We start from the raw sequence: 21,741 nt of genomic DNA on the forward strand, positions 1-21,741 counted from the left end.
GATGCGTCGTGTCGCGATCACCGGCATGGGCATCGTCTCGTGCCTGGGCAATGAACTCGATGAAGTCTCCGCGGCGCTGCGCGCGGGCCGTTCCGGCATCCGCCACCAGCCGCAGGCCGCCGAGCGCGGGCTGCGCAGCACCGTCGGCGGTGCGCCGGAGCTTGACCAGGCCGCGCGCATCGACCGCAAGCAGCTGCGTTTCATGGGCGACGCCGCCGCGTTCGCGCACGTGGCGATGCAGGGCGCCATCGCCGATGCCGGCCTGGACGACGCGGCGGTCCGCAATCCGCGCACCGGCCTGATCGCCGGCTCCGGTGGCGGTTCTTCGCAATGGCAGGTGGAAGCCGCCGACCTGCTGCGCGAACGCGGCGTGCGCAAGGTCGGTCCGTACATGGTGCCGCGCACGATGACCTCGACGGTGTCTGCCAACCTCGCCACCGCCTTCGGCATCCAGGGCGCCAGCTATTCGATCGGCGCCGCCTGCGCGACCTCGGCGCACTGCATCGGCGCCGCCGCCGACATGATCCTGGCCGGCCGCCAGGACATCGTCTTCGCCGGTGGCGGCGAGGAACTGCACTGGACCCTGAGCCTGGAGTTCGACGCGATGGGCGCGCTGTCCACGCACCACAACGAGCATCCTGAAACCGCCTCGCGTCCGTACGACGCCGGCCGCGACGGCTTCGTCATCGCCGGCGGCGCCGGCATGCTGGTGCTCGAGGACTACGACCACGCCCGCGCCCGCGGCGCCCGCATCCATGCGGTGCTGGCGGGTTACGGCATCACCTCGGACGGCGCCGACATGGTCGCGCCCTCGGGCGAGGGCGCGGTGCGCTGCATGCGCATGGCGATGGCCGGCGTGGACGCGCCGGTCGATTACCTCAACACCCACGGCACCTCGACGCCGCTGGGTGACCTAGTGGAACTGCGCGCCGTGCGCGAAGCCTTCGGTGACGCGGTGCCGCCGCTGTCCTCGACCAAGGCGCTGTCGGGCCATTCGCTGGGCGCCGCCAGCGTGCACGAGGCGATCTACTGCCTGCTGATGATGCGCGACGGCTTCATCGCCGGCTCGGCCAACATCGAGACCCTGGATCCGCAGGCCGAAGGTTTCCCGATCGTGCGCGAAAGCCGCGACGCGAAACTGGACACGGTGATGTCGAACAGCTTCGGCTTCGGCGGCACCAACGCCACCCTGGTGTTCCAGCGCGACCGGGGCTGAGGCCTATCCCGGTGGCAGGCCCGGTTTGCCGGGCTGTCCGTGCCAGTAGCCGTTCACCGCGCCCCGGCGCGGCGGCGGTGTCGGCGAATGCCGGGCGAGGTCGAAGTGATCCACCACCTCGCGCATGCCTTCGACCTGCGGGTACAGGCGCAGCCGGTCGACGCCCAGCGCCCGCAGGGCAGGCAGTTCGGGGCCGAGATCGGTCACTTCCTCGCCCTGGATCTGGACGCCGTTGATGCGCAGGAAAGCCTCGCCCTCGCGCGTGGCCAGCGGCAGGCCATCCGGGTGTTCAATGCAGCGGAAGCCGCAAGCGTCCTTGGCGACGTCGAGCGCACGTGCGGTGAAGCAGCGCGCGGAATAGGCCAGCGGCAGCCGGCCCCAGGCGATCACCTCCAGTTCCGGCGGCGCATGGCCCTCCGCGCGGTACGCGGCCAGCAGTTCCGCGATCAGGTCCAGGCCCTGTTCGACGCCGGGCACCCAGCGGCGCAGGCCGTCCTCGGCCAGCATCGCCAGCGCGCGGTGGTTGTAGATGTTCAGGCTGGGCCCGGCGACGAAGGGCAGGCCACGTTCGCGGCACAGTTGCACGGCGGTGAGGTCGTTGGCCTCGATCACGAAGCCGCCGTGGTCGAGCATGCGCATCACGGCGTTGAGTTCGGATTCGGCCTCGACCAGGGCCAGGCTCGACAGCACCACCTCCTTGCCGGCGGCCGTGAGCTCCTCCGCCAGCGCGATCCAGTCGCGCGTGCCGAGTTCGCGGCGTTTGCTGCATACCGTTTCGCCCAGGTAGACGGTATCAACCGGCCAGGCGGCCGCTTCACGGTAGAAGGCGAGGGCCTGTTCGCGCGGCCAGAAATACTGCAGGGGTCCGAGGCTGAGTCTCATGGGGTCAGTGCCAGGCGCGATGGTAGGGGCCAAGGGTGGTCTGGTGGCCTTCGGCATGTGCCGCCAGCGCCTGCTGCCAGGCGGGTTTCGCCGACCAGTCGGCAGGCGAGGCGGCGTGGCGATCGATGGCCTCGCGCCAGGTGCGGGTGACGCTGGAGACATAGGCGACGCCACGCTGGCGGCCTTCGATCTTCAACGCCGCGACGCCGGCGCTGGCCAGCCGGGGCAGCAGTTCCAGCGTGTTGAGGCTGGTGGGTTCCTCGAGCGCATGGAAGGTCTCGCCGCCGACGTTGAAGCGGCCCTTGCAGACGGTCGGGTAGCCCGCCGGCTCGCCGGGCGAATAGCGGTCCATCAGCATTCCATTCAGGCGCACGCCGCGGCTGCCGTCACCGTGTTCCTCCCAGCGCACGAACTTCGCCGGCGAACAGACGCCGTGCCGGTTGGGCGAGGCACCGGTGACATAGCTGGAAAGCTGGCAGCGGCCCTCGACCATGATGCACAGGCTGCCGAAGGCGAAGACCTCGAGCGGCACCGGCGAGCTCTCGCACAGGCGTTCGACCTGCTGCAGCGACAGTACCCGCGGCAGCACCGCGCGGCTGATGCCGAACCGCTCATGCATGTAGCGCAGCGCCGGCGCGGTGGTGGCCGAGCCTTGCACGGAAAGGTGCCGGGCCATGTGCGGATGTTCGCGCAACGCGTGCTCGAGCACCGCCATCTCGGCGGCGATGATCGCGTCGCAGCCCAGTTCCGCGGCGTGGTCGACGGCCGCCTGCCAGACGCGTAGGCGCGAGGTTTCCGGGTAGGTGTTCAGGGCCAGGTAGACCTTGCGCCCGCGATCGTGCGCATAGGCGATGCCGGCGCGCAGTTCCGCCTCGTCGAAGTTCAGGCCGGGGAAGGCGCGGGCATTGGTCTGGTCGCGGAACCCGGCGTAGACCGCATCGGCGCCGGCGTCGATCGCCGCGCGCAGGGCCGGCAGGTTGCCGGCGGGACAGACCAGTTGCATCGGGATCTCCTGGGCGGGGCGGATGTCCATGCTGTACGCCCCGGCACGCAGGGTCATTGACCTGGATCAGTTACCGGCCGGGTGGCGGGGTCCACGATGGAGGCCTGCGGTCCCGTCGGGACCGGACCGGAGCCCCGCAATGAACCGACCCAGTTCCCGCTTGCTAGCCATGGCGCTGGCCATCCCGCTGTTGGCCGCTGGTTGCGCGCATCGTGCCGCCGTTGCCCCGGACACGGCCGCGCAGGGCGACCAGGCTATGCATGGCACGCACGACACGCACGACACGCACGACGCGCACGACGCGCACGACGCACACGACGCACACGACGCACACGACGCACACGACGCACACGATGCGCACGACGCGACCACGGCGGTCCCCGCCAGCCGCTGGCCCGCCGATGCACCCCTGGTCCGCGGCATGTCCCGCATCCGCACCGTGGCGGATGCGCTGGCACACGCCTCGCACGGCCATCTCGACGCCATCCAGGTGCAGGCGCTGGCCGCCGAGCTGAAGTCGGCGGTGGAAACGATGTTCGTCGAATGCCGGCTCGAACCGGCGCCCGACGCCGCCCTGCATCCGTTGCTGGCCCGTGTGCTGTGGGCCAGCCAGGCGCTGTCGGATGGAAACTTCGATGCCGACGCCCTTGCGGAACTGCGTGCGGTGCTGGCGCGCTATGCAGAGCTGTTCGAGGAAAGCAGCGTCGACCAGATCGACTCGGCCTGACGTTCGGCGTCCGGGTCGGGCACGATCGTCTCGCTCCAAACGCGCCGGGTTTCGCCCGGCCACTTGCGGGTCGCGTCCAGCCCCAGCTTGCTGCCGATGCCCAGCACCGGCGTCGCGAAATCGAGGTAGTCGATCGGCGTGTTCTCAACCAGGAAGCTGTCGCGGGCCGGGTCCACGCGCGTCGACAGCGCCCAGACCACCTGCGACCAGTCGCGCACATCGATGTCCTCGTCGGTGACGATCACGAACTTCGTGTAGGTGAACTGCCGCAGATAGGACCACACGGCCATCATGACCCGGCGCGCATGGCCCGCGTACTGCTTGCGGATGCTCACCACGGCGATGCGATAGGAACAGGCTTCCGGCGGCAGGAAGAAGTCGACGATCTCCGGGAACACCTTGCGCAGGATCGGCACGAACACCTCGTTGAGCGCGCCCGCCAGCACCGAGGGTTCGTCCTGCGGCGCGCGTCCCATGTAGCTGCCGTGGTAGATCGCGTCGCGGCGCATGCGCAGCCGCTGCACCGTCAGCACCGGGAACTCGCCCTGCGCGTTGTAGTAGCCGGTGTGGTCGCCGAACGGACCTTCGAGGGCGGTGTCGCCGGGATGGATGAAGCCCTCCATCAGTATCTCGGCGCCGGCCGGTGCGTCGAGCCCGGTCAAGGCGCTGTGCCAGACCCGGCTGCGGGCGCCGCGCAGCAGGCCGGCGAACTCGTATTCCGACAGCGTGTCCGGCACCGGCGCGACGGCGGCGAGCATCGTCGCCGGATCGGCACCGATCGCCACCAGCACCGGGAAGGGTTTGTCCGGATGCTCGGCACGGAAGTCGGCGTAGTCGAGCGCGCCGCCACGGTGCGGCAGCCAGCGCATGATCACGCGGTTGCGGCCGATCAGCTGCTGGCGGTAGATGGCGACGTTCTGGCGCGGCTTCCGGGTGCCGCGGGTGATCACCAGGCCGAAGGTGATCAGGCGCGCCACGTCGCCGGGCCAGCAGCGCTGGATCGGCAGAGCGCCGAGGTCGATGTCCTCGCCTTCGACCACGACTTCGTCGAAGGCCGCGTCCGCGACCTTGCGTGGCGCCACGTGCGCCAGCTGGGCCAGCTGCGGCCAGCCCGCCAGCGCCTGGCGCAGGCCCGATGGCCAGCGCGGCTCCTTCACCGACGCCAGCAGCTCGCCGAGCTCGCGCAGCGAGGCCAGCGGCCGGCCGCCCAGGGCCAGCTCGATGCGATCGCGGTGCCCGAACAGGTTGCCGAGCAGCGCGTGCTCCGAACCGACGGGCCGGTTCATCAGCAGGGCCGGGCCGCCGCGCACCAGCGAAAGCCGGCAAAGCGCGGTGCTCTCGAGGTCGGGATCGACGGGTTCGTCGACATGGCGCAACTGGTCGCGCGCCGAAAGGGTGGCCAGGAAACCGCGCAGATCGTGATAGGTCATGGGCGGGCCGGTTGCAGCTGGCTGCGCAGCCGGTCCAGCGACGGTGCGATGTCGAGGCCGCGCGCCTGCAGCCATCCGGGGTCGAACAGCGTCTCGGCATAACGTTCGCCGCGATCGCAGAGCAGGCTGACGATGCTGCCGGTGCGGCCCTGGTCGCGCATGGCGGAGGCCAGCGCCAGGCAGGCCACCAGGTTGGTGCCCGAGCTGCCGCCGTAGCGGCGTCCGAGCAGCGCCTCCAGCAGCCAGGCGCCGGCGATGGAATCGACGTCGTCGACTTCGACCACCTCGTCCACCACATCGAACAGGAAACCGGGCTCCACCCGCGGCCGTCCGATGCCTTCGACCAGGGTCGGTGCACGTGCGACGGCGTCGGCACGGCGGCTGCGCCAGCCGGTGGCGAAAGCGCCGCCGGTCGGTTCCGCCACGCAGACGCGGGTGTCGAGGCGGCGATAGCGCAGGTAGCGGCCCAGCGTGGCCGAAGTGCCGCCGGTGCCGGCGCCGCAGACGATCCACGCAGGCTCCGGATCGGGTTCGCGCGCCATCTGCGCCACGATCGATTCGGCGATGTTGTTGTTGCTGCGCCAGTCGGTCGCGCGTTCGGCCAGGCCGAACTGGTCGAGGAAGCACAGGTCGTGCGCGGCGGCGAGTTCACGCGCCATGGCGGTGGGATCCATGCCGGAAGGCAACAGCACGCATTCGGCGCCCAGCGAGCGGATCAGGCGGACCTTGCCGGGTGCGGTGCAGTCGGGCATCACCGCCTTGAAGCGCAGGCCGAGCAGGCGCGCGAACCAGGCCTCGGATATCGCCGTGCTGCCCGAGGACGCATCGATCACGCCCTGGCCCTCGCGCAGGCGGCCATTGCACAGCGCGTACAGGAACAGCGAACGGGCCAGCCGGTGCTTGAGGCTGCCGGTCGGGTGCGAGGCCTCGTCCTTGAAATAGACGCGGATGCCCGGGAAGGCCGGCAGATCCACGCGCAGCAGGTGGGTGTCGGCCGAACGCGCCGCCTCCTGTTCCAGGTTCGTCAGCGCGCCCTGCAGCCAGTGGCGGTCGACGGCCGTGTTCATGCCGCGGCGGCCGTTGCGGCGACCAGCGCCGTCGCGCGGCGCTCCAGGTAATCGAAATACAGCTCGAGGTAGCTGATGCCGTTGCCGTTGTCGATCAGGAACGGATTCATCAGCGTGTGCCGCAGGATCACCAGCCGGTCGTCGTCCTCGCCGCCGGCATCCAGCGTCTTCGGGTCGAGGCCCAGCGACGCGAGCACGCGCGCGGTATCGGTTTCGCCGAGGATCTCGGGCCGCAGGGTGGTCATGGCGCCGAAGAACTCGCGCGCCTGCAGCGGTTGCCGCGGGTCGTGGCTGAGTTCCTCGTGCAGGGCGCGCACGAATCGGTTCATCGTCGCGACGTCGCGGTTGCCCACCGGGTTGAGCGCCAGGCAGACCAGGTTGCTGTCGGGTTCGAACGGAATGCGGCAGTACAGGCTGCCTTCGACCCGCGCGGCGAAGCGGGTCGCCGCCGTGCGGAAGGCCTCGGTGGCCAGGATGCTTTCACGCGGCAGGGCACCGAAGTTTTCGTGGTCGAGCGGCAGCACGCGGTGGGTGACATAGACCGCGGCAGCGGCGGCGCCGGGCTTGGATCCCTCGGGGATGTAGCGGCCGAGCTGGCGGAAACGCTGGAAATAGTCGTCCTCGGTGGAGGTGTTGAAGACGTAGTCGGCGTCTTCGGCCAGCAGGGCCATGGCGCGCTGGTCGCGGCAGACGAAGGCGCCGGCGCCATAGGGGATGTATCCGAGCTTGTGCGGATCGACCGTGATCGAGTCGGTGCGGCCCAGCGCGGCGACCGCCGCGTGCACTTCCGGGGCCGGGAAGTCGCGGAATTCCTCGCGCATGTCGGCCAGCGCGCGAAGGCGTCCGTCGGGTTCGCGGAACAGGGTCGCCAGGTAGCCGCCCCAGGCGGCGTCCACGTGCACGCCGAAACCCAGGCCGCGGGCAGCCCAGCGTTCACGCGCGTCCACCAGTGCGTCGATGGGGTCCACGGTGCCGAACTCGGTGCTGCCCATCACGCCGACCACGGCCAGCACGGGCTGGTGCAGCTGCAGGCAGCGTTGCAGTCGATCTTCGAGCGCGTCCATGTCCATGCGCATGCCCTGTTCGGGCACCAGTTCCAGCTGCGCGCGGCCCAGGCCCGTCGACTTCATGCCCTTGGACCAGGAGTAGTGTGCGGTGACCGGCGCGAACACGCGCGGCGACCCCAGCGACGGATGCCGGGCCAGGAATTCCACCAGCCCCAGCGTCTCGAGCCGCTGCGAGGTGAGGCGCGCACGCCAGAGCCGGCGTTCGACCGGTTTGCACGACGCCAGCCAGGCTTCCCAGGCCGACAGCAGGGCAATGGCGGCCGATGGCGTGCAGTTGAACGCCGCGCGGTCGTCTTCCGGAAGATCCACGAGCTTCGGCGGCATCACCGCGCGCAGCGCCACCGGGAAGGCCTTGAGCGCGAGCGCCAGCCGCAGCGCCTGGAAGTTCGCCAGCGTGCCGCCCGAGGTCAGGTGGCCGAAGGCGCAGTCGGGCCGCGACGGATCGTCGGCATAACCGAACATGCGCGCCAGCTGCAGGCCGACCTTGATCTCCAGGTCGACGGTCACCGGCGCCGCATCGGAGCTGACATTGTTGGGGTTGTAGGGCAGGGTCAGGTACTGCGCGGCCAGGCCGGGCAGCAGCAGGTCGGAGGCCATGTGGCCGATGTAGCGCGGGCTGTGGAAGGGCACCGAACGTTTCAGCGCCGCCGACAGCGAGTGGAGCTCGCGGCGCATGCGCGCCTCGAAGTCGCGGAAGCCGGGTTCGCCCGCCGCCGTCGTGGGAATGGCCGGCGGATCCTCGGGATGGAAGTTCCGCCGCCAGTAGACGTGGTCGCGCAGGAACTCGACCACGAGCTTTTCCAGTACCGCGTCGTTCTCGCCGTAGGGCCCGAGGAAGCAGGGATGGATTGCCGGTGACGTCATGAGGTCAGCCCCTGCAGAAGGCCCAGCGGATGGTGGGCGCGCGCCACGAAGTACATGAAGGCGAAGCAGCCCAGCGCCGTCGCGTAACACAGCGCACGGCCGCGCCGGGTGCTGGCGCGCTTGAGCGCCAGCGTGCCCAGCACCACGTACACCAGCAGCAGCGCCAGCTTCACCGACAGCCAGGGCACGGCGAAGGGATTGAGCTTGAGTGCGGTCAGCAGCATCAATGCCGCCGTCAGCAGCACCGTGTCGATGCTGTAGCTGAGGTAACGCAGCGGCGCCGCCATCGCCCAGCGCTGCCCCGCCAGCACACCGGCCCCGCGCAGCGCGAACAGGCCGCCGCTGGCCAGCACCGCGGCGATGTGCACGGCCTTGATCTGCAGGTAGAAGGTCAGCATCGTCGGCTCTGGATTCAGCCGGGGCGACCGTCGGCGCGCGGTGTGGCGTAGATCCACAGCGAGCGCGCGACCCACGGCAGGAACACCGCCACCCAGGCCACGCCCGCCGCCAGGAACCACGGCGCCGGATTCGCCGCCAGTTCGGAAAACACCCGCAGCACCGCCACCAGCTGCATGCCGATGAAGGCGAGCGCCGGAATGCGCCCCAGCACCAGCGGCCGGCCCGAGTGCCCCTGGGTCACGCGCGTGACCATCGCCACCAGCAGGCTGCCGAAGAATCCGACCGACACCGCATGCACCGGCGCGCGGCCCAGCGCGAACTCGTCGCTGCCCAGGAACCACAGGCTCTGCGCCGCATACAGCGCCAGCGCCACCGGCAGCCAGGCGTAGCCGATGAACAGCACCCGCAGCAGCGCCGGGGCCGGTCCGCGCGGCCACCAGCGCCACAGCGTCAACACACCGAGCGCGAGCAGCGGCAGGTCCACCAGCCACAGCCACTGGTACAGATGCGCGAGCTCGAGCGCCACGTGGCCCAGCCACAGCGGCCACGACACCGCCAGCAGCCACATCGGCCGCCAGGGTCGGTAGCCCGGCACGACGTTGCCGGCGAAGAAGGGGAACATGCGGTGTGCCACCGTCGAATAGACCGGCACCAGCAGGCCGAAGGTGCCGATCTTGAGCATGGCGAAGGCCAGCCGCGGCTCGGTCGGCACATGCAGGTAGATCGCGAACGCGACCAGCCCCGCCAGCCCCATCAGCAGCCCCGCAAAACACGAGACCGCATGCCAGTTGCCGCTGCGGTCGCGCGCCAGCCAGCCGGCCAGCACCACCATCGCCGCGATCCAGCCGGCGAGCGTATTGATGACGCCGACATGCAGCAGCATGGCCGAACCCGACAACAATCCGGCCAGGGTCAGCGCCTGGCCAGCGATGAGCCCCAGCCCGACAGGCAGGTAGTGCCACCGGTTCGCTTCCGTCTGCGCCATCCAGCGCGGAAACACCGTGAGCAGGAAACCGAAGATGAAGGTCGGCAGCACCTGGTACTGCATGATGAAGCCGTGCATCCAGCCGGCCGGCACGCTGGGCGTGGGCAGCAGACCGCCCAACCAGCCGCTCCACCAGGCCATCGCCGCCAGCACGTTCGCGGCACCGATGAAAAACAGCAGGCGGTGCGGCGCGGCGGCGAGTACGGACAGGCGCAGGTTCGTGGTGGCGGGCAGGGTGGCCATGACGGGTCAGCGCGCCACCTCGGTCGTACCTTCCACCTTGGCGGGCGCCGTGCGCGGCTTTATCCACAGCCGCGCCACGAACCAGGCCAGGGCCACGGCGCCGACGCTGAAGATCGTGTCGCCCGGCACCCGCATCCACACCAGCATGTCGATGATCGGCTGCTGCATGAACTCGGCCGAACGGGCGTACCAGTAGCCTTCGCCGATGGCGGCCTGCAGTTGCAGGATGCCGATCGGCAGCAGGGTGAACAGCGCCATGCCGCTCAGACCGATGTTGAGCGACCAGAACGCGGTGCGTAGCGGCGCCTCCGGCCAGATCGCCTGCGGCTTCATGCCGCGCAGGCAGAACAGCATCAGGCCGATGCCCAGCATGCCGTACACGCCGAACAGCGCGGTGTGGCCATGCAGCGGCGTCAGGTTCAGGCCCTGCATGTAGTACAGCGGCAGCGGCGGGTTGATCAGGAAGCCGAACAGGCCGGCGCCCACCAGGTTCCAGAACGCCACCGCCACGAAGAACAGGATCGGCCACTTGTAGCGCTGCATCCACGGCGTCGCCTTGCCCAGCTTGTACGTGTGGTAACCCTCGAAGCCCAGGTAGGCCAGCGGCACCACTTCCAGCGCGCTGAAGCTGGCGCCAGGGCGATCACCGCGGTCGGCGTGCCGGTGAAGTACAGGTGGTGCAGGGTGCCCAGCACGCCGCCGGCCATGAACACGATGGTCGCGAACAGCACCGCGACCGTCGCGGTGGTGGTGCGGATCAGGCCCAGCTTGGTGAACAGGAAGGCGATGACCGCGGTGGCGAAGACCTCGAAGAAGCCTTCCACCCACAGGTGCACGACCCACCAGCGCCAGTACTCGACCATCGACAGGTGCGTGTGTTCGCCCCAGAGCAGGCCGGCGCCATAGAACAGGCCGATCGCCACGGTCGAGAGGAAGAGCAGGGTGGTGATGGACTTCGACTCGCCGCCGGCCTTGATCGCCGGCACCAGGCAGCGGCCGACGAGCGTGAGCCAGATGCCCAGGCCAAGGAACAGGAACCATTGCCAGAAGCGGCCGATGTCCACGTATTCCCAGCCCTGGTGGCCCCACCAGAAGTTGTGTTCCAGGCCCAGCTTCTGCATCACCGCGAACCACTGGCCCACGAAGGAACCGACCACGATGATGATCAGGCAGACCCACAACACGTTGACACCCAGCGCCTGGTATTTCGGTTCATGCCCGGAAATCGCCGGTCCGATGTACAGGCCCATGCCCAGCCAGGCGGTGGCGATCCACAGCACCGCCAGCTGCGTATGCCAGGTGCGGGTGAGCGAGTAGGGCAGGATTTCCGACAGCGCGAAGCCGTACGCTTCCTGGCCTTCGACCTGGTAGTGCGCGGTGATCGCACCTAGCAGAATCTGGCTCAGGAACAGCGCGATCACGATCCAGAAGTATTTCGCGGTCGCCTTCATCGAAGGCGTGACCACGACCTTGGCCAGCGGATCCGTGGCCGGCAGCACCGGGTGGTCTTCCTTGTCGTGGCTGACCGCGTAGTGCCAGCCCAGCAGGGCGATGCCGGCGATCAGGAACAGCACGCTGAACACCGTCCAGGTCAGCAGGTGCGACGGCGGCGTATTGCCCACCATCGGATCGTGCGGCCAGTTGTTGGTGTAGGTGATGTCCTTGCCCGGGCGTTCGGTGACGGCGGTCCAGGCGGTCCACCAGTAGAAGGCGGTCATCTGCCGGCGGTGTTCGCCGTCCGGCACGGTGGCTTCCTTCATCGCGTAGGCTTCGCGCAGTTCGCGCGTGGCCGGGTCGTTGCTGAACAGGCTCTGGTAGTGCGCCGAGACGTTGTTGATCGCGGCCAGCCGGTCGGCATCGATGGTGATGGTGCCGGTGGCGTCGTCGAAGGTGTTGGCGCGCAGGCGTTCCTGCAGCCGGGCTTCCAGCAGCGCCTGTTCGGGCTTGCCCAGGGCCGCATGGCTGGCCACCGAATAATCTTCGCGGGCCCAGCGGTCGAGGATGTCCACCGCCTCGCGGTGCAGCCAGTCCGCGGTCCAGTCCGGGGCGACGTAACCGCCATGGCCCCAGATGGAACCCAGCTGCTGGCCGCCGATGGACTGCCAGACCTGGCGACCGGTCTGGATGTCGTCCTTGGTGAAGATCACTTCACCCGAGGTGCTGACCACCTGCTCGGGGACCGGCGGCATGACGCGGTGGATCTCGCTGCCGACCCATAGCAGGACGGCGAACGAAACGATCAGAAGGGCGGCCAGGCCGGCCCATAGTTTGCGGGTACTGCTCATGACGGCTCTCCTGTCAGGATGGCGCCATGCTCGTCCCGGCGGCCGCCGGGGTCGTTGACCCAGGTCAAGCCAAGGCTGCAAGGATGCGAATCAGGCCGCTTCCGCCCGTGGCGGGCCGGGCGGGGCTCAGCTCCGCAGCACGGCCAGCGCCAGCTCCTCGATGCGCGCGGCGTCCAGGATCTCCAGCTCGCGCCGCTCGACCCGGACCAGGCCCTCGTCCTGCAGCCGCTTCAGCACCCGGCTCACCGTTTCCGGCGCCAGCCGCAGGTAGTTGGCGATGTCGGTGCGGGTCATGGTCAGGTGCAGTCGGGTGGCGGAGAACCCACGCTGGGCGAAGCGCCGCGACAGCGCCACCAGGAAGGCCGCCATGCGCTGGTCGGCGCTGTAGTCGCCGGCCAGCAGGGCGGCCTTGCCGATGTCCTGGCTCAGCAGCTTGAACAGCTGCGCCTGCAGGCCCGGCATGCGGGTGGCCAGCAGGGCCATCTTCGGGAACGAGAACCGGCACAGCATCACCGTGTCCAGCGCCACCGCATCGCAGGGATAACGCGCCTCGCTGATCGCGTTCAGGCCGATGATTTCGCCGGGCAGGTGGAAACCCAGCACCTGTTCGTGGCCGGCGGCGTCCAGCACATAGGTCTTGACGGTGCCGGCGCGCACGGCAGCGATCGCGTTGAATTCGTCGCCCTCGCGGAAGATGTGCTCGCCCTCGTGGAAGGGGCCCACGTGTTCGACCAGGACGTGCAGGTCCATCAGCGAGGACTTGTCGTAACCCTGCGACAGGCAGGCGTCGGAAAACGCGCAGGTGCTGCAGAAACGCAGCTCGTTGCCGTCGTCGGCGATCGGGTTGGGCCGGGGCCGGCGCGACACGGTGCTCACCGGCGGAGCCCGGCGCGGTTCAGATGGATTTCGAGTAGCGCGCGGGCTGCTCGGTGGCCTGGTGCAGGTAGCGGTCGAAACATGCGGCGATGATACGCAGCAGCAGCCGGCCGCGCGAGGTCGAGCGGACCAGGCCGGCCCGGCGTTCGACCAGGCCGTCGGCGATCAGCGGTTCCAGGCGCTCCAGGTCGGCGGCGAAATAGATGTCGAAATCCACGTCGTGGCGCTCCTCGAGGGCGGCGATGTCTATCTCGCCCTGGCACATCAGCTGCTGGACCAGGTCGGCGCGCAGCACGTCGTCGGCGTCCAGGGTCATGCCGCGCCAGGTGGGCAGGCGTCCGGCGTCTATGGCGATCTCCCAGCTGGGCAGGTCGCGCGGGTTCTGGCAGTAGGTGTCGCCGATGTGGCTGATGGCGCTGACGCCCATGCCCACCAGGTCGCTGTCGGCATGGGTGGTGTAGCCCATGAAGTTGCGATGCAGGCCGCCGCGTTCCTGTGCCAGCGACAGGTCGTCGCCGGGCAGGGCGAAGTGGTCCATGCCGATGTAGCGGTAGCCTGCGACCGAGAGTTTTTCGATCGCCAGCTGCAGCAGGCCCAGCTTGGTCTCGGGGTCGGGCAGCAGGCTGGCGTCGAGCTGCTTCTGCGGCTTGAACAGCTGGGGCATGTGCGCGTAGCTGTACACCGCCAGGCGGTCGGGCCGCGCTTCGATCACGGTGTCGAGCGTGCGGCCGAAGCCTTCGCGGCTCTGCAGCGGCAGGCCGTAGATCAGGTCCACGTTCACCGAGCGGAAGCCGTGTTTGCGGCAGGCGTCGATGACGGCGCGGGTCTCTTCCACCGACTGGATGCGGTTGACGGCCTTCTGCACCGCCGGGTCGAAGTCCTGCACGCCCAGGCTGGCGCGGTTGAAGCCCATGAAGGCCAGGGCTTCGATGTCGCCCGGGTTGACGAAACGCGGGTCGAGCTCGATCGAGAAGTCGCGGTCGGCCGAGCGGCTGAAGCGGAAGTGGGTGTCCAGGCTTTCCAGCAGCTCGCCGATCTGGCCGGGCGTCATGAAGTTGGGCGTGCCGCCGCCCAGGTGCACCTGGATCACTTCGCGGTCGCGGTCGAACAGCGGACCCAGCAGCGCCGCCTCGCGCACCAGGCGCGAGAGGTAGGTTTCGGCGCGCGCCAGGTCGCGGGTGATGATGCGGTTGCAGCCGCAGTAGAAACACGGGCTGAAGCAGAAGGGCACGTGCGCGTACAGCGACAGCCGGCGCGGGATCGGGTCCTCGTTGCTCTGCCGGGCCGCGCGCGCCAGTTCGGCCGGGCCGAAACCGCCGTGGAACTGCGGCGCGGTCGGGTAGGACGTGTAGCGCGGCCCCGGCCGGTCGTAGCGGCGCAGCAGGTCGGCATCGAAGGGCGGGACGGCGGTCATGGCAGGCAGCCTAGGCCGCTGCGCCGGGGTACGCCTTGATTCCGGTCAAGCCGCCGTGTGGTCGGCCTCAGATCCATTTGGCGCGGCGCAGCACGATGAAAAGGCCGCCGACCACCGCCGCCGTGGCGCCGACCAGGATCCAGTAGCTGTAGCGGCCGCCCAGTTCCGGCATGTGCGCCCGAAGTTCATGCCGTACCAGCTGGCGATCAGGGTCGGCGCCGCCAGCAGGCCGGCCCAGCCGGCCAGGCGCTTGACCACTTCGCCTGGGCCACGGTGACCAGGGCCAGGTTCACCGACATCGCCGCGGTCAGCATTTCGCGCAGCGTGTCCACGGCGTCGTTGACGCGCAGGGTGTGGTCGAACACGTCGCGGAAGTACAGCCGCATCTCCTCGCCCACCAGCTGGGTGTGCACACGCGTGAGCTGGCCGGTGATGTCCTGCAGCGGCGCCACGGCCAGGCGCATGCGGGTGAGTTCGCGCTTGAGGTCGTAGAGGCGCACCACGGTGTCGCGGCGGAAGGTGTCGGCGAAGATATCCTTCTCGAGCGCGTTGAGCTGGTCTCGGAACTCGTCGACGATGGGCAGGTAGTTGTCGACGATGTAGTCCAGCACCGCGTACAGGCCGTAGGTCGGGCCGATCGCCAGCAGCTCGTTCTCGCGTTCGGCGCGGGCGCGCACCGGCGCGTAGGAAAGCGAGGCGCCGTGGCGCAGCGTCATAAGGTAGCGCGGGCCCATGAAGATGTGGGTCTCGCCGAAGGCGATCTTCTCGTCCACCAGCTGGGCGGTGTGCGCGACGATGAACAGCGAGTCGCTGTAGGCCTCGATCTTCGGGCGCTGGTGCGCGTTGCGGGCGTCCTCGACCGCCAGGTCGTGCAGGCAGAACTCCTCCTGCAGCTTGTCCAGCAGCTGGTCCTCGGGATTGAACAGGCCGACCCAGACGAAGCTGCCGTCGTCCACCGCCAGCACGTCGCTGATGTCGTCCAGGCCGATGTCGCGGCGGCTGCCGTCGCGGGCATAGGCCACGCAGTTGACGACGCAGGCGGGGGTTTGCGGCGGGGCGGTGTCGTTCATGCCGGCATCATCGGCCCGCGGGCCGATGCCGGCAAGCGATCAGCGTTTGGGCGCGAAGGCGCGCAGCAGGGCCCAGTGCAGGGGCAGCAACAGCAGAACCCATTCCACGTTCTGCTGCGGCCGGAACGGCAGGAACTTCAGGAAGCCGGCCAGCGCGGCGCAGGCGGCCACCGCCACCAGCAGGGCGCGGAAACGCGGCGAGGGTTCGCGGCCACGCAGCGCCGCCCAGCCGCCGGGCAGCAGGAGCAGGCACAGCGGGCTGAGCAGCAGCAGGTTTTCGTTGCCGTGGCCGGCGACATGGGCGCTGCCGAACCAGATGAACAACATCAGCGCGCCGGCCAGGCCGGCCACCGTCCAGAACCCGAGCGCTGCGCCGGCCAGCAGCCGAGGCCTGCGGCGTCCGGCCCACAGCGCCAGCCCGGCCAGCACCAGGCCGCCGACGAACGCGGCTCCCCGCCATTGCGGCGCTTCCGCCGGCGGCTGGCCGATGCGGTGCGGGAGCAGGGGTTCTTCCGACAGCACCAGCGGGCGGCCGTCGGGCAGTTTCACTTCACGCAGCGCGTCCGCAGGCGCATCGGGATGAAGGATTCCTCCCAGCGCGAGAGGGGTTTGTCGGCGTAGTCGGACAGGCCCACGTGGAAACCGATCGCCATCCACGGCGCGGGCGCCGCCAGGCGCACCGACTCGCTGCGGTAGGTGTTGCCCTGGGAGCGGCCGCTGAGCTGGGATTTCAGGGTACCGCCGAGCGCGGTGTCGATGGCGTCGCGGACCTTGGTCGAGCAGTTGCTGGTGTAGTAGTCGTAGCGATAGCGGGCGTTTTCGCCGCGGGCGTTGGCGTCCAGCGCCGCCGCCATCGCGGCGACCTGCTCCGGCGTCAGGTCCAGCCATTGCACCGCGGCGCCGCGGCCGAGCTCGCGGTATCGCGCCAGGTCGCGGTGCAACGGCAGCGCCACCAGCCAGTACTGCATGTCGCCGTGCACGAAGTTGCCGAAGAAGTTCGGCTCGTCCAGGTCGAAGTAGCCGAAGTTGTAGGCGACCGGTTCGCTGCCGTCCTGCGCGTCGACGACGATGGCGTTGTGGCCGAAACGTTCGAAGAAGATCTCGCCCGGTTCCATCGTCACGACGCCGATGCGCGGCGCCGGCATCGTTGCGACCGCAGGCGCCGTCGGGGCAGGCGCCGGAGCCTGGGCCGCCGCGGTTCCGGCGACGGCCAGCAGGCATCCGGCCAGCAGTGCCCGCAGCCTATTCCGCAGGGGCATGCACGCTGACCACGAAGGTGTGCACCCGGCGCCGGTCGGCGCGGCCGACCCGGAAGTGGAAGCGGCCCAGGGCCAGTTCCTCGCCCGCCTCGGGCAGGTGGCCGATGGCGGCGGTGACCAGGCCGCCGATGGTGTCGTATTCGTCGTCGTCGAAGTCGGCGCCGAACTGTTCGTTGAAGTCCGAGATCGGCGTCAGGGCGTCGACCATGAACTGGCCGTCGGCCTGGGCCGCGATCAGGTTGGCCTCGTCGGCGTCGTCGTGTTCGTCGTCGATCTCGCCGACGATCTCCTCCAGCACGTCCTCGATGGTGACCAGGCCGGCGACGCCGCCGTGTTCGTCCACCACGATGGCCATGTGGTTGCGCGACAGGCGGAATTCCTTCAGCAGCACGTTCAGGCGCTTGGATTCCGGGATCAGCACGGCCGGGCGCAGCAGTTCGCGCACGCTGCCGGGACCGTCGTCGGCGACCATGCCGCGCAGCAGGTCCTTGGCCAGCAGGATGCCCAGGATCTCGTCGCGGTCCTCGCCGTGCACCGGGAAGCGGGAATGGCCGGATTCGACCACCATCTTCATCAGGTCCAGGAACTTCGCCTCGATGGGCAGGGACACCATCTGCGAGCGGGGGATCATGATGTCGCCGACCTGCTGTTCGGACACCGACAGGGCGCCTTCGAGCATCTTCAGCGTGTCGGGGCCGAGCAGGCCGTTGGCCTGGGCGTCGCGGAGGATCTCCACGAGGTCGGCGCGGGTCTGGGGTTCGCCGGAAAAGGCCAGGCTCAGGCGTTCAAGCCAGGAGCGGCGTTCCGGCGCGGTACTAGGGGAATCCTCGGACATCTCGGGTGGGGCAGGCGCCGCGGGGGCGGGACGGATGAGTGTAACCGGGAACCGCGACCGGTTCATTTTCCTCGATTCAGGTTCATTTTCTTTCTGGCTGAGACAGACCTGTCTCAGCCAGAAAGAAAATGAACCTGGATCGGCTTGTTCAGTTAGTAGGGGTCGGGGAGGCCGAGGGTGGCGAGGATCTCGCGCTCCATCTGCTCCATGGCCTCGGCTTCGCGTTCGTCCTCGTGGTCCAGGCCCAGCAGGTGCAGGACGCCGTGGATGGTGAGGTGGGCGTAGTGGGCCAGGACGGGTTTGCCCTGTTCGGCGGCCTCGCGGGCCACCACCGGGGCGCAGATCACCAGGTCGCCCAGCAGGGGCAGGGTGACGCCCTCGGGCAGGTCGACCGGGAAACTGAGCACGTTGGTGGCGTAGTCCTTGCCGCGGTAGTGCCGGTTCAGGGCCCGGCCTTCCTTGGTGTCCACCAGGCGGATGGCCAGGTCGGCCCGGCGGATCCGGCCCTGCGCGGCGGCCGCGGCCCATTTCCGGAAACTGGAGGCGCTGGGCAGGCCCTTGCGGGGCAGGCCGAAACTCACGCAGACATCGAGCTGCACCGGACCCTTGGTCATTCCTGCGACTCCTTGCCGTCGCGGGCATCGTAGGCCCGGACGATGCGTGCCACCAGCGGGTGCCGCACCACGTCGTGGGCGGTGAAGAAGGTGAAACTGATGCCTTCGACGCCGCGCAGCACGTCGATGGCGTCGCGCAGGCCGGACTTCTGGTGCTTGGGCAGGTCGATCTGGCTCAGGTCGCCGGTGACCACCGCGGTGCTGCCGAAGCCGATGCGGGTCAGGAACATCTTCATCTGCTCGACCGTCGTGTTCTGGGCCTCGTCCAGGATCACGAAGGCGTCGTTGAGCGTGCGGCCGCGCATGTAGGCCAGCGGCGCGATCTCGATGACGTTGCGTTCGAGCAGCTTGGCGACCTTCTCGACCCCGAGCATCTCGTACAGCGCGTCGTACAGTGGGCGCAGGTAGGGGTCGACCTTCTGGCTCAGGTCGCCGGGCAGGAAGCCGAGTTTTTCGCCGGCCTCGACCGCCGGGCGCACCAGCAGCAGGCGCTGCACGCGGCTTTCGTTCAGCGCTTCCACGGCCATCGCGACGGCGAGGAAGGTCTTGCCGGTGCCGGCCGGGCCGATGCCGAAGTTGATGTCGTGGGTGGCGATCGCGTGCAGGTATTTCGACTGGTTGGCGCCGCGTCCGCGCACGGTGCCGCGCTTGACCCGGATCGCCACTTCCTGCGGTTCGAAGCCTTCGCCCAGGCGTTCGAGGTTGGCGGCGCCCAGGCGGGTGTGGATCTTGTGCGGGTCCAGCACTTCGCGTTCGGCTTCGGCGTACAGCGAACGCAGCACCTTCTCGGCGGCGTCGGCCGCCTTGGCGTCGCCGGTGACGCGGAACACGTGGCCGCGATTGGCGATCTCGACGCCCAGGCGCAGCTCGAGCTGGCGCAGGTGTTCGTCGAAGGGGCCGGCCAGGTTGGCCAGCCGCTCGTTGTCTTCGGGCTCGAGCACGAAGTCGCGCTGCGCGGGTTTGCTCATGCGTCGGCGACCTCGGCGAGGAGGATCTCGCCGCGCAGGGAGTTGGTGCGGGCCTCGGTGATGCGCACGTCCACGAACTGGCCGACCAGGCGCTTGTTGCCCGGGAAATTCACGCTGCGCATGTTTTCGGTCTTGCCGGTCAGTTCATCCGGGTCCTTGGCGCTGGGGCCTTCGACCAGGATGCGTTCGATGCCGCCGACCATGGCCTCGGAAATCCTGCGCGCGTTGGCATTGATCTGCGCCTGCAGCCGCTGCAGCCGCGCGCTGGCCACGTCGGCCGGCACTTCGTCGTGCAGGTTGGCGGCCGGCGTGCCGGGGCGGCGCGAATAGGCGAAGGAATAGCTCTGGTCGAAGCCGACGTCCTCGATCAGCTTCAGCGTGGCCTCGAAGTCGCGCTCGGTCTCGCCGGGGAAGCCGACGATGAAGTCCGAGCTGATCACGATGCCGGGTTTTGCCTCGCGCAACCTGCGGATCTTCGCCTTGTACTCGAGCGCGGTGTGGCCGCGCTTCATCGCCGCCAGGATCCGGTCCGAACCCGACTGCACCGGCAGGTGCAGGTAGCTGGCCAGCTGCGGCACGTCGCGGTGCGCCTCGATCAGCGCGTCGCTGAACTCGACCGGATGCGAGGTGGTGTAGCGGATGCGCCCGACGCCTTCGATGCTGGCGATCGCGCGCACCAGCAGCGCCAGGTCGGCGGTGTCGCCGGTGGCGGTGGGGCCGCGGTAGGCGTTGACGTTCTGGCCCAGCAGGTGGATCTCGCGCACGCCCTGGGCGGCCAGCTGGGCCACTTCCAGCAGCACGTCGTCGAACGGCCGGCTGACTTCCTCGCCGCGGGTGTAGGGCACCACGCAGAACGAGCAGTATTTGCTGCAGCCCTCGATGATCGAGACGTAGGCGCTGGGGCCTTCGGCGCGCGGTTCGGGCAGGCGGTCGAACTTCTCGACCTCGGGGAAGCTGATGTCCACCTGCGGCCGGCCGGTGTCGCGGCGGGCGTCGATCATGCCGGGCAGGCGGTGCAGGGTCTGCGGGCCGAACACCAGGTCCACGTAGGGCGCACGCTTGAGGATGGCGTCGCCTTCCTGGCTGGCCACGCAGCCGCCGACGCCGATCAGCACCGGTTTGCCGTCCTTGTATTTCTTCCAGCGGCCCAGCCGGGAGAACACCTTTTCCTGGGCCTTCTCGCGGATCGAGCAGGTGTTGACCAGGATGACGTCGGCCTCGGCCTCGTCGCTGGTCAGCTCCAGGCCGTGTTCGACGGCGAGCACGTCGGCCATCTTGGCCGAGTCGTACTCGTTCATCTGGCAGCCGTGGGTTTCGATGAAGAGCTTGCCCCTGGGGGGCGAGTTCACGGGCATGGCGGCGGTTAATCCGTTCCGTGTGGGGGCGGTATTGTAGCGTGGGCCCGGTGCCCGGACCGCCGGTCCGGCCTGTCCGAAAGCGCCCGGGGCCGCCGTTTCCAAGGGTCAGGCCCTTGGCAACCGCCCGGCCATGGAGTAAACCTCGCGCCGATGAGCCCCTGCCGCCCGCTGATGCTGGTCTGCCTGTTCCTCGCCGCCGCCCCGGCCGGGGCCGGCACGCTGTATCGCTGCACCGGTGCCGACGGCATCCCGAACTATTCCGGCAAGCGTGTGCCTGGTGCGCACTGCACGGTGGCCTCGACCTACAGCGCGGCCGATTCCCGGCCCAAAGGCCCGGCACCGGCCCCGAGCGCCGCCAGCGGGTCCGGGTCCGGCAGCCAGCCCACCCCGAATCCCGCGGCCCGGGTCGAATTCCGGACCGCGGCCCCCGGCCAGGTCCTGGCGGCGGCCCCGAAGGCCGGCGGCGCCCGGGTCACCCGCGGCGCGATCTACAAGTACGAGCGCGACGGCGTGGTGCACTACACCAATGTCCGGCCGCCGGGCGCCACGGCGGCGCAGATGCTCTTCAGCTACATCGAGACCTGCTACGCCTGCGGCATCCTGCCCGGCGTGGACTTCGGCACCGTGCGGCTGAACATGGACGCCTACGCCGCCGAAGTCCGGGCCGCGGCCCGGGAGTTCGGGGTGGACGAGGCCGTGGTGCGCGCCATCATCCATGCCGAATCGGCGTTCCGTCCGAACGCGGTCTCGCATGCCGGGGCCCAGGGGCTGATGCAGCTGATTCCCGCCACCGCCAGCCGTTTCGGGGTCAACGACGTGTTCGACCCGGGGCAGAACATCCGCGGCGGCGTGCAGTACCTGGCCTGGCTGCTCAATCGCTACAACCAGGACCTGACCCTGGCCGCCGCCGGCTACAACGCCGGTGAAGGCGCGGTGGACCGGCATGGCGGCGTGCCGCCGTATGCCGAAACCCAGCGCTATGTCCAGCGTGTCGGCCAGCTGGCCGAACGGTATCGCGGGGCACTGGCCGCGAACTGAGGCCTTCACGGCCGCTGGCACCGCCGGTCCGGCGTCTGCCCGTCGCCGTTGTGAGCCCTGCGCTCCCTCCGCTACAATTGCGCGTCTTTGCGGGGCCCCTCTGGCTCCGCAGCTCGTTTTTCAGCCACTTAGCAAGATTTT

16 protein-coding genes and 3 pseudogenes are annotated in these 21,741 nt (G+C 69.3%); 3 read left to right on the forward strand and 16 right to left on the reverse strand.

What is annotated here, in order from left to right:
- The first annotated feature begins 1 nt into the window (after position 1).
- Positions 2-1,216, forward strand: coding sequence for a beta-ketoacyl-ACP synthase I (gene fabB / locus FRZ33_RS07090; protein WP_146908701.1), 1,215 nt, complete (start codon positions 2-4; stop codon positions 1,214-1,216).
- A gap of 3 nt (positions 1,217-1,219) precedes the next feature.
- Here the strand turns inward: fabB and FRZ33_RS07095 are convergent, their stop codons facing one another.
- Positions 1,220-2,098 carry a U32 family peptidase gene (locus FRZ33_RS07095; RefSeq protein ID WP_146908703.1) on the reverse strand — a complete coding sequence of 293 codons (879 nt, stop codon included), beginning with the start codon at positions 2,096-2,098 and terminating at the stop codon, positions 1,220-1,222.
- Between the two features lie 4 nt (positions 2,099-2,102).
- Complete coding sequence (gene ubiU, locus FRZ33_RS07100; RefSeq protein ID WP_227978216.1) at positions 2,103-3,131, reverse strand: ubiquinone anaerobic biosynthesis protein UbiU; 1,029 nt, start codon at positions 3,129-3,131, stop codon at positions 2,103-2,105.
- A 109-nt stretch (positions 3,132-3,240) separates the two neighbouring features.
- On the opposite strand from ubiU, the gene FRZ33_RS15140 reads away from it, so the two are divergent.
- On the forward strand, positions 3,241-3,828 hold the full coding sequence (locus FRZ33_RS15140) for a hypothetical protein (protein WP_158637139.1): 588 nt from the start codon (positions 3,241-3,243) through the stop codon (positions 3,826-3,828).
- On the opposite strand, the gene FRZ33_RS07110 is transcribed toward FRZ33_RS15140, so the two are convergent.
- The 14 genes and pseudogenes from FRZ33_RS07110 to miaB form a co-directional block, all read right to left on the reverse strand.
- Positions 3,777-5,258, reverse strand: a complete 1,482-nt coding sequence (locus FRZ33_RS07110; protein ID WP_146908707.1) for a UbiD family decarboxylase — start codon at positions 5,256-5,258, stop codon at positions 3,777-3,779. The two genes, FRZ33_RS15140 and FRZ33_RS07110, sit on opposite strands and share 52 nt — an antisense overlap.
- Positions 5,255-6,325 carry a PLP-dependent cysteine synthase family protein gene (locus FRZ33_RS07115; protein ID WP_146908709.1) on the reverse strand — a complete coding sequence of 357 codons (1,071 nt, stop codon included), beginning with the start codon at positions 6,323-6,325 and terminating at the stop codon, positions 5,255-5,257. Before FRZ33_RS07115 ends, FRZ33_RS07110 begins: the two co-directional genes overlap by 4 nt.
- Positions 6,322-8,256: a pyridoxal phosphate-dependent decarboxylase family protein gene (locus FRZ33_RS07120; RefSeq protein ID WP_146908710.1), complete on the reverse strand. Its 1,935-nt coding sequence runs from the start codon at positions 8,254-8,256 to the stop codon at positions 6,322-6,324. The genes FRZ33_RS07115 and FRZ33_RS07120 overlap by 4 nt, the downstream gene beginning before the upstream one ends.
- A complete protein-coding gene (locus FRZ33_RS07125) occupies positions 8,253-8,654 on the reverse strand; it encodes a SirB2 family protein (RefSeq protein ID WP_146908712.1) in 402 nt (133 codons plus the stop codon). The genes FRZ33_RS07120 and FRZ33_RS07125 overlap by 4 nt, the downstream gene beginning before the upstream one ends.
- 14 nt (positions 8,655-8,668) lie before the next feature.
- Positions 8,669-9,883, reverse strand: a complete 1,215-nt coding sequence (locus FRZ33_RS07130) for an NnrS family protein (protein ID WP_146908713.1) — start codon at positions 9,881-9,883, stop codon at positions 8,669-8,671.
- A 6-nt stretch (positions 9,884-9,889) separates the two neighbouring features.
- A pseudogene (locus FRZ33_RS07135) lies at positions 9,890-12,168 on the reverse strand (nitric-oxide reductase large subunit).
- Positions 12,169-12,294: 126 nt separating this feature from the next.
- Entirely contained in the window at positions 12,295-13,035 is a 741-nt protein-coding gene (locus FRZ33_RS07140; RefSeq protein ID WP_425480628.1) for a helix-turn-helix domain-containing protein, read from the reverse strand.
- A 28-nt stretch (positions 13,036-13,063) separates the two neighbouring features.
- Positions 13,064-14,458, reverse strand: coding sequence for an oxygen-independent coproporphyrinogen III oxidase (gene hemN, locus FRZ33_RS07145; RefSeq protein WP_146908717.1), 1,395 nt, complete (start codon positions 14,456-14,458; stop codon positions 13,064-13,066).
- A gap of 67 nt (positions 14,459-14,525) precedes the next feature.
- Positions 14,526-15,528, reverse strand: a pseudogene (locus FRZ33_RS07150) (magnesium and cobalt transport protein CorA).
- A gap of 39 nt (positions 15,529-15,567) precedes the next feature.
- Positions 15,568-16,787: pseudogene (locus FRZ33_RS17655) on the reverse strand (lipoprotein N-acyltransferase Lnb domain-containing protein).
- Positions 16,771-17,622: a CorC family transporter gene (locus FRZ33_RS07160; protein ID WP_146908719.1), complete on the reverse strand. Its 852-nt coding sequence runs from the start codon at positions 17,620-17,622 to the stop codon at positions 16,771-16,773. Before FRZ33_RS07160 ends, FRZ33_RS17655 begins: the two are co-directional and overlap by 17 nt.
- A 152-nt stretch (positions 17,623-17,774) precedes the next feature.
- Complete coding sequence (gene ybeY / locus FRZ33_RS07165; RefSeq protein ID WP_146908721.1) at positions 17,775-18,236, reverse strand: rRNA maturation RNase YbeY; 462 nt, start codon at positions 18,234-18,236, stop codon at positions 17,775-17,777.
- Complete coding sequence (locus FRZ33_RS07170; protein WP_146908723.1) at positions 18,233-19,204, reverse strand: PhoH family protein; 972 nt, start codon at positions 19,202-19,204, stop codon at positions 18,233-18,235. Before FRZ33_RS07170 ends, ybeY begins: the two co-directional genes overlap by 4 nt.
- A complete protein-coding gene (gene miaB / locus FRZ33_RS07175; RefSeq protein ID WP_146908725.1) occupies positions 19,201-20,559 on the reverse strand; it encodes a tRNA (N6-isopentenyl adenosine(37)-C2)-methylthiotransferase MiaB in 1,359 nt (452 codons plus the stop codon). Before miaB ends, FRZ33_RS07170 begins: the two co-directional genes overlap by 4 nt.
- Positions 20,560-20,712: 153 nt before the next feature.
- Here miaB and FRZ33_RS07180 point away from each other — a divergent pair, with 153 nt between their 5' ends.
- Positions 20,713-21,600, forward strand: a complete 888-nt coding sequence (locus FRZ33_RS07180) for a lytic transglycosylase domain-containing protein (RefSeq protein WP_227978223.1) — start codon at positions 20,713-20,715, stop codon at positions 21,598-21,600.
- Positions 21,601-21,741 lie beyond the last annotated feature (141 nt).

Origin of the sequence: Arenimonas daejeonensis (assembly GCF_007993735.1) — a bacterium.
Lineage (GTDB): Bacteria > Pseudomonadota > Gammaproteobacteria > Xanthomonadales > Xanthomonadaceae > Arenimonas > Arenimonas daejeonensis.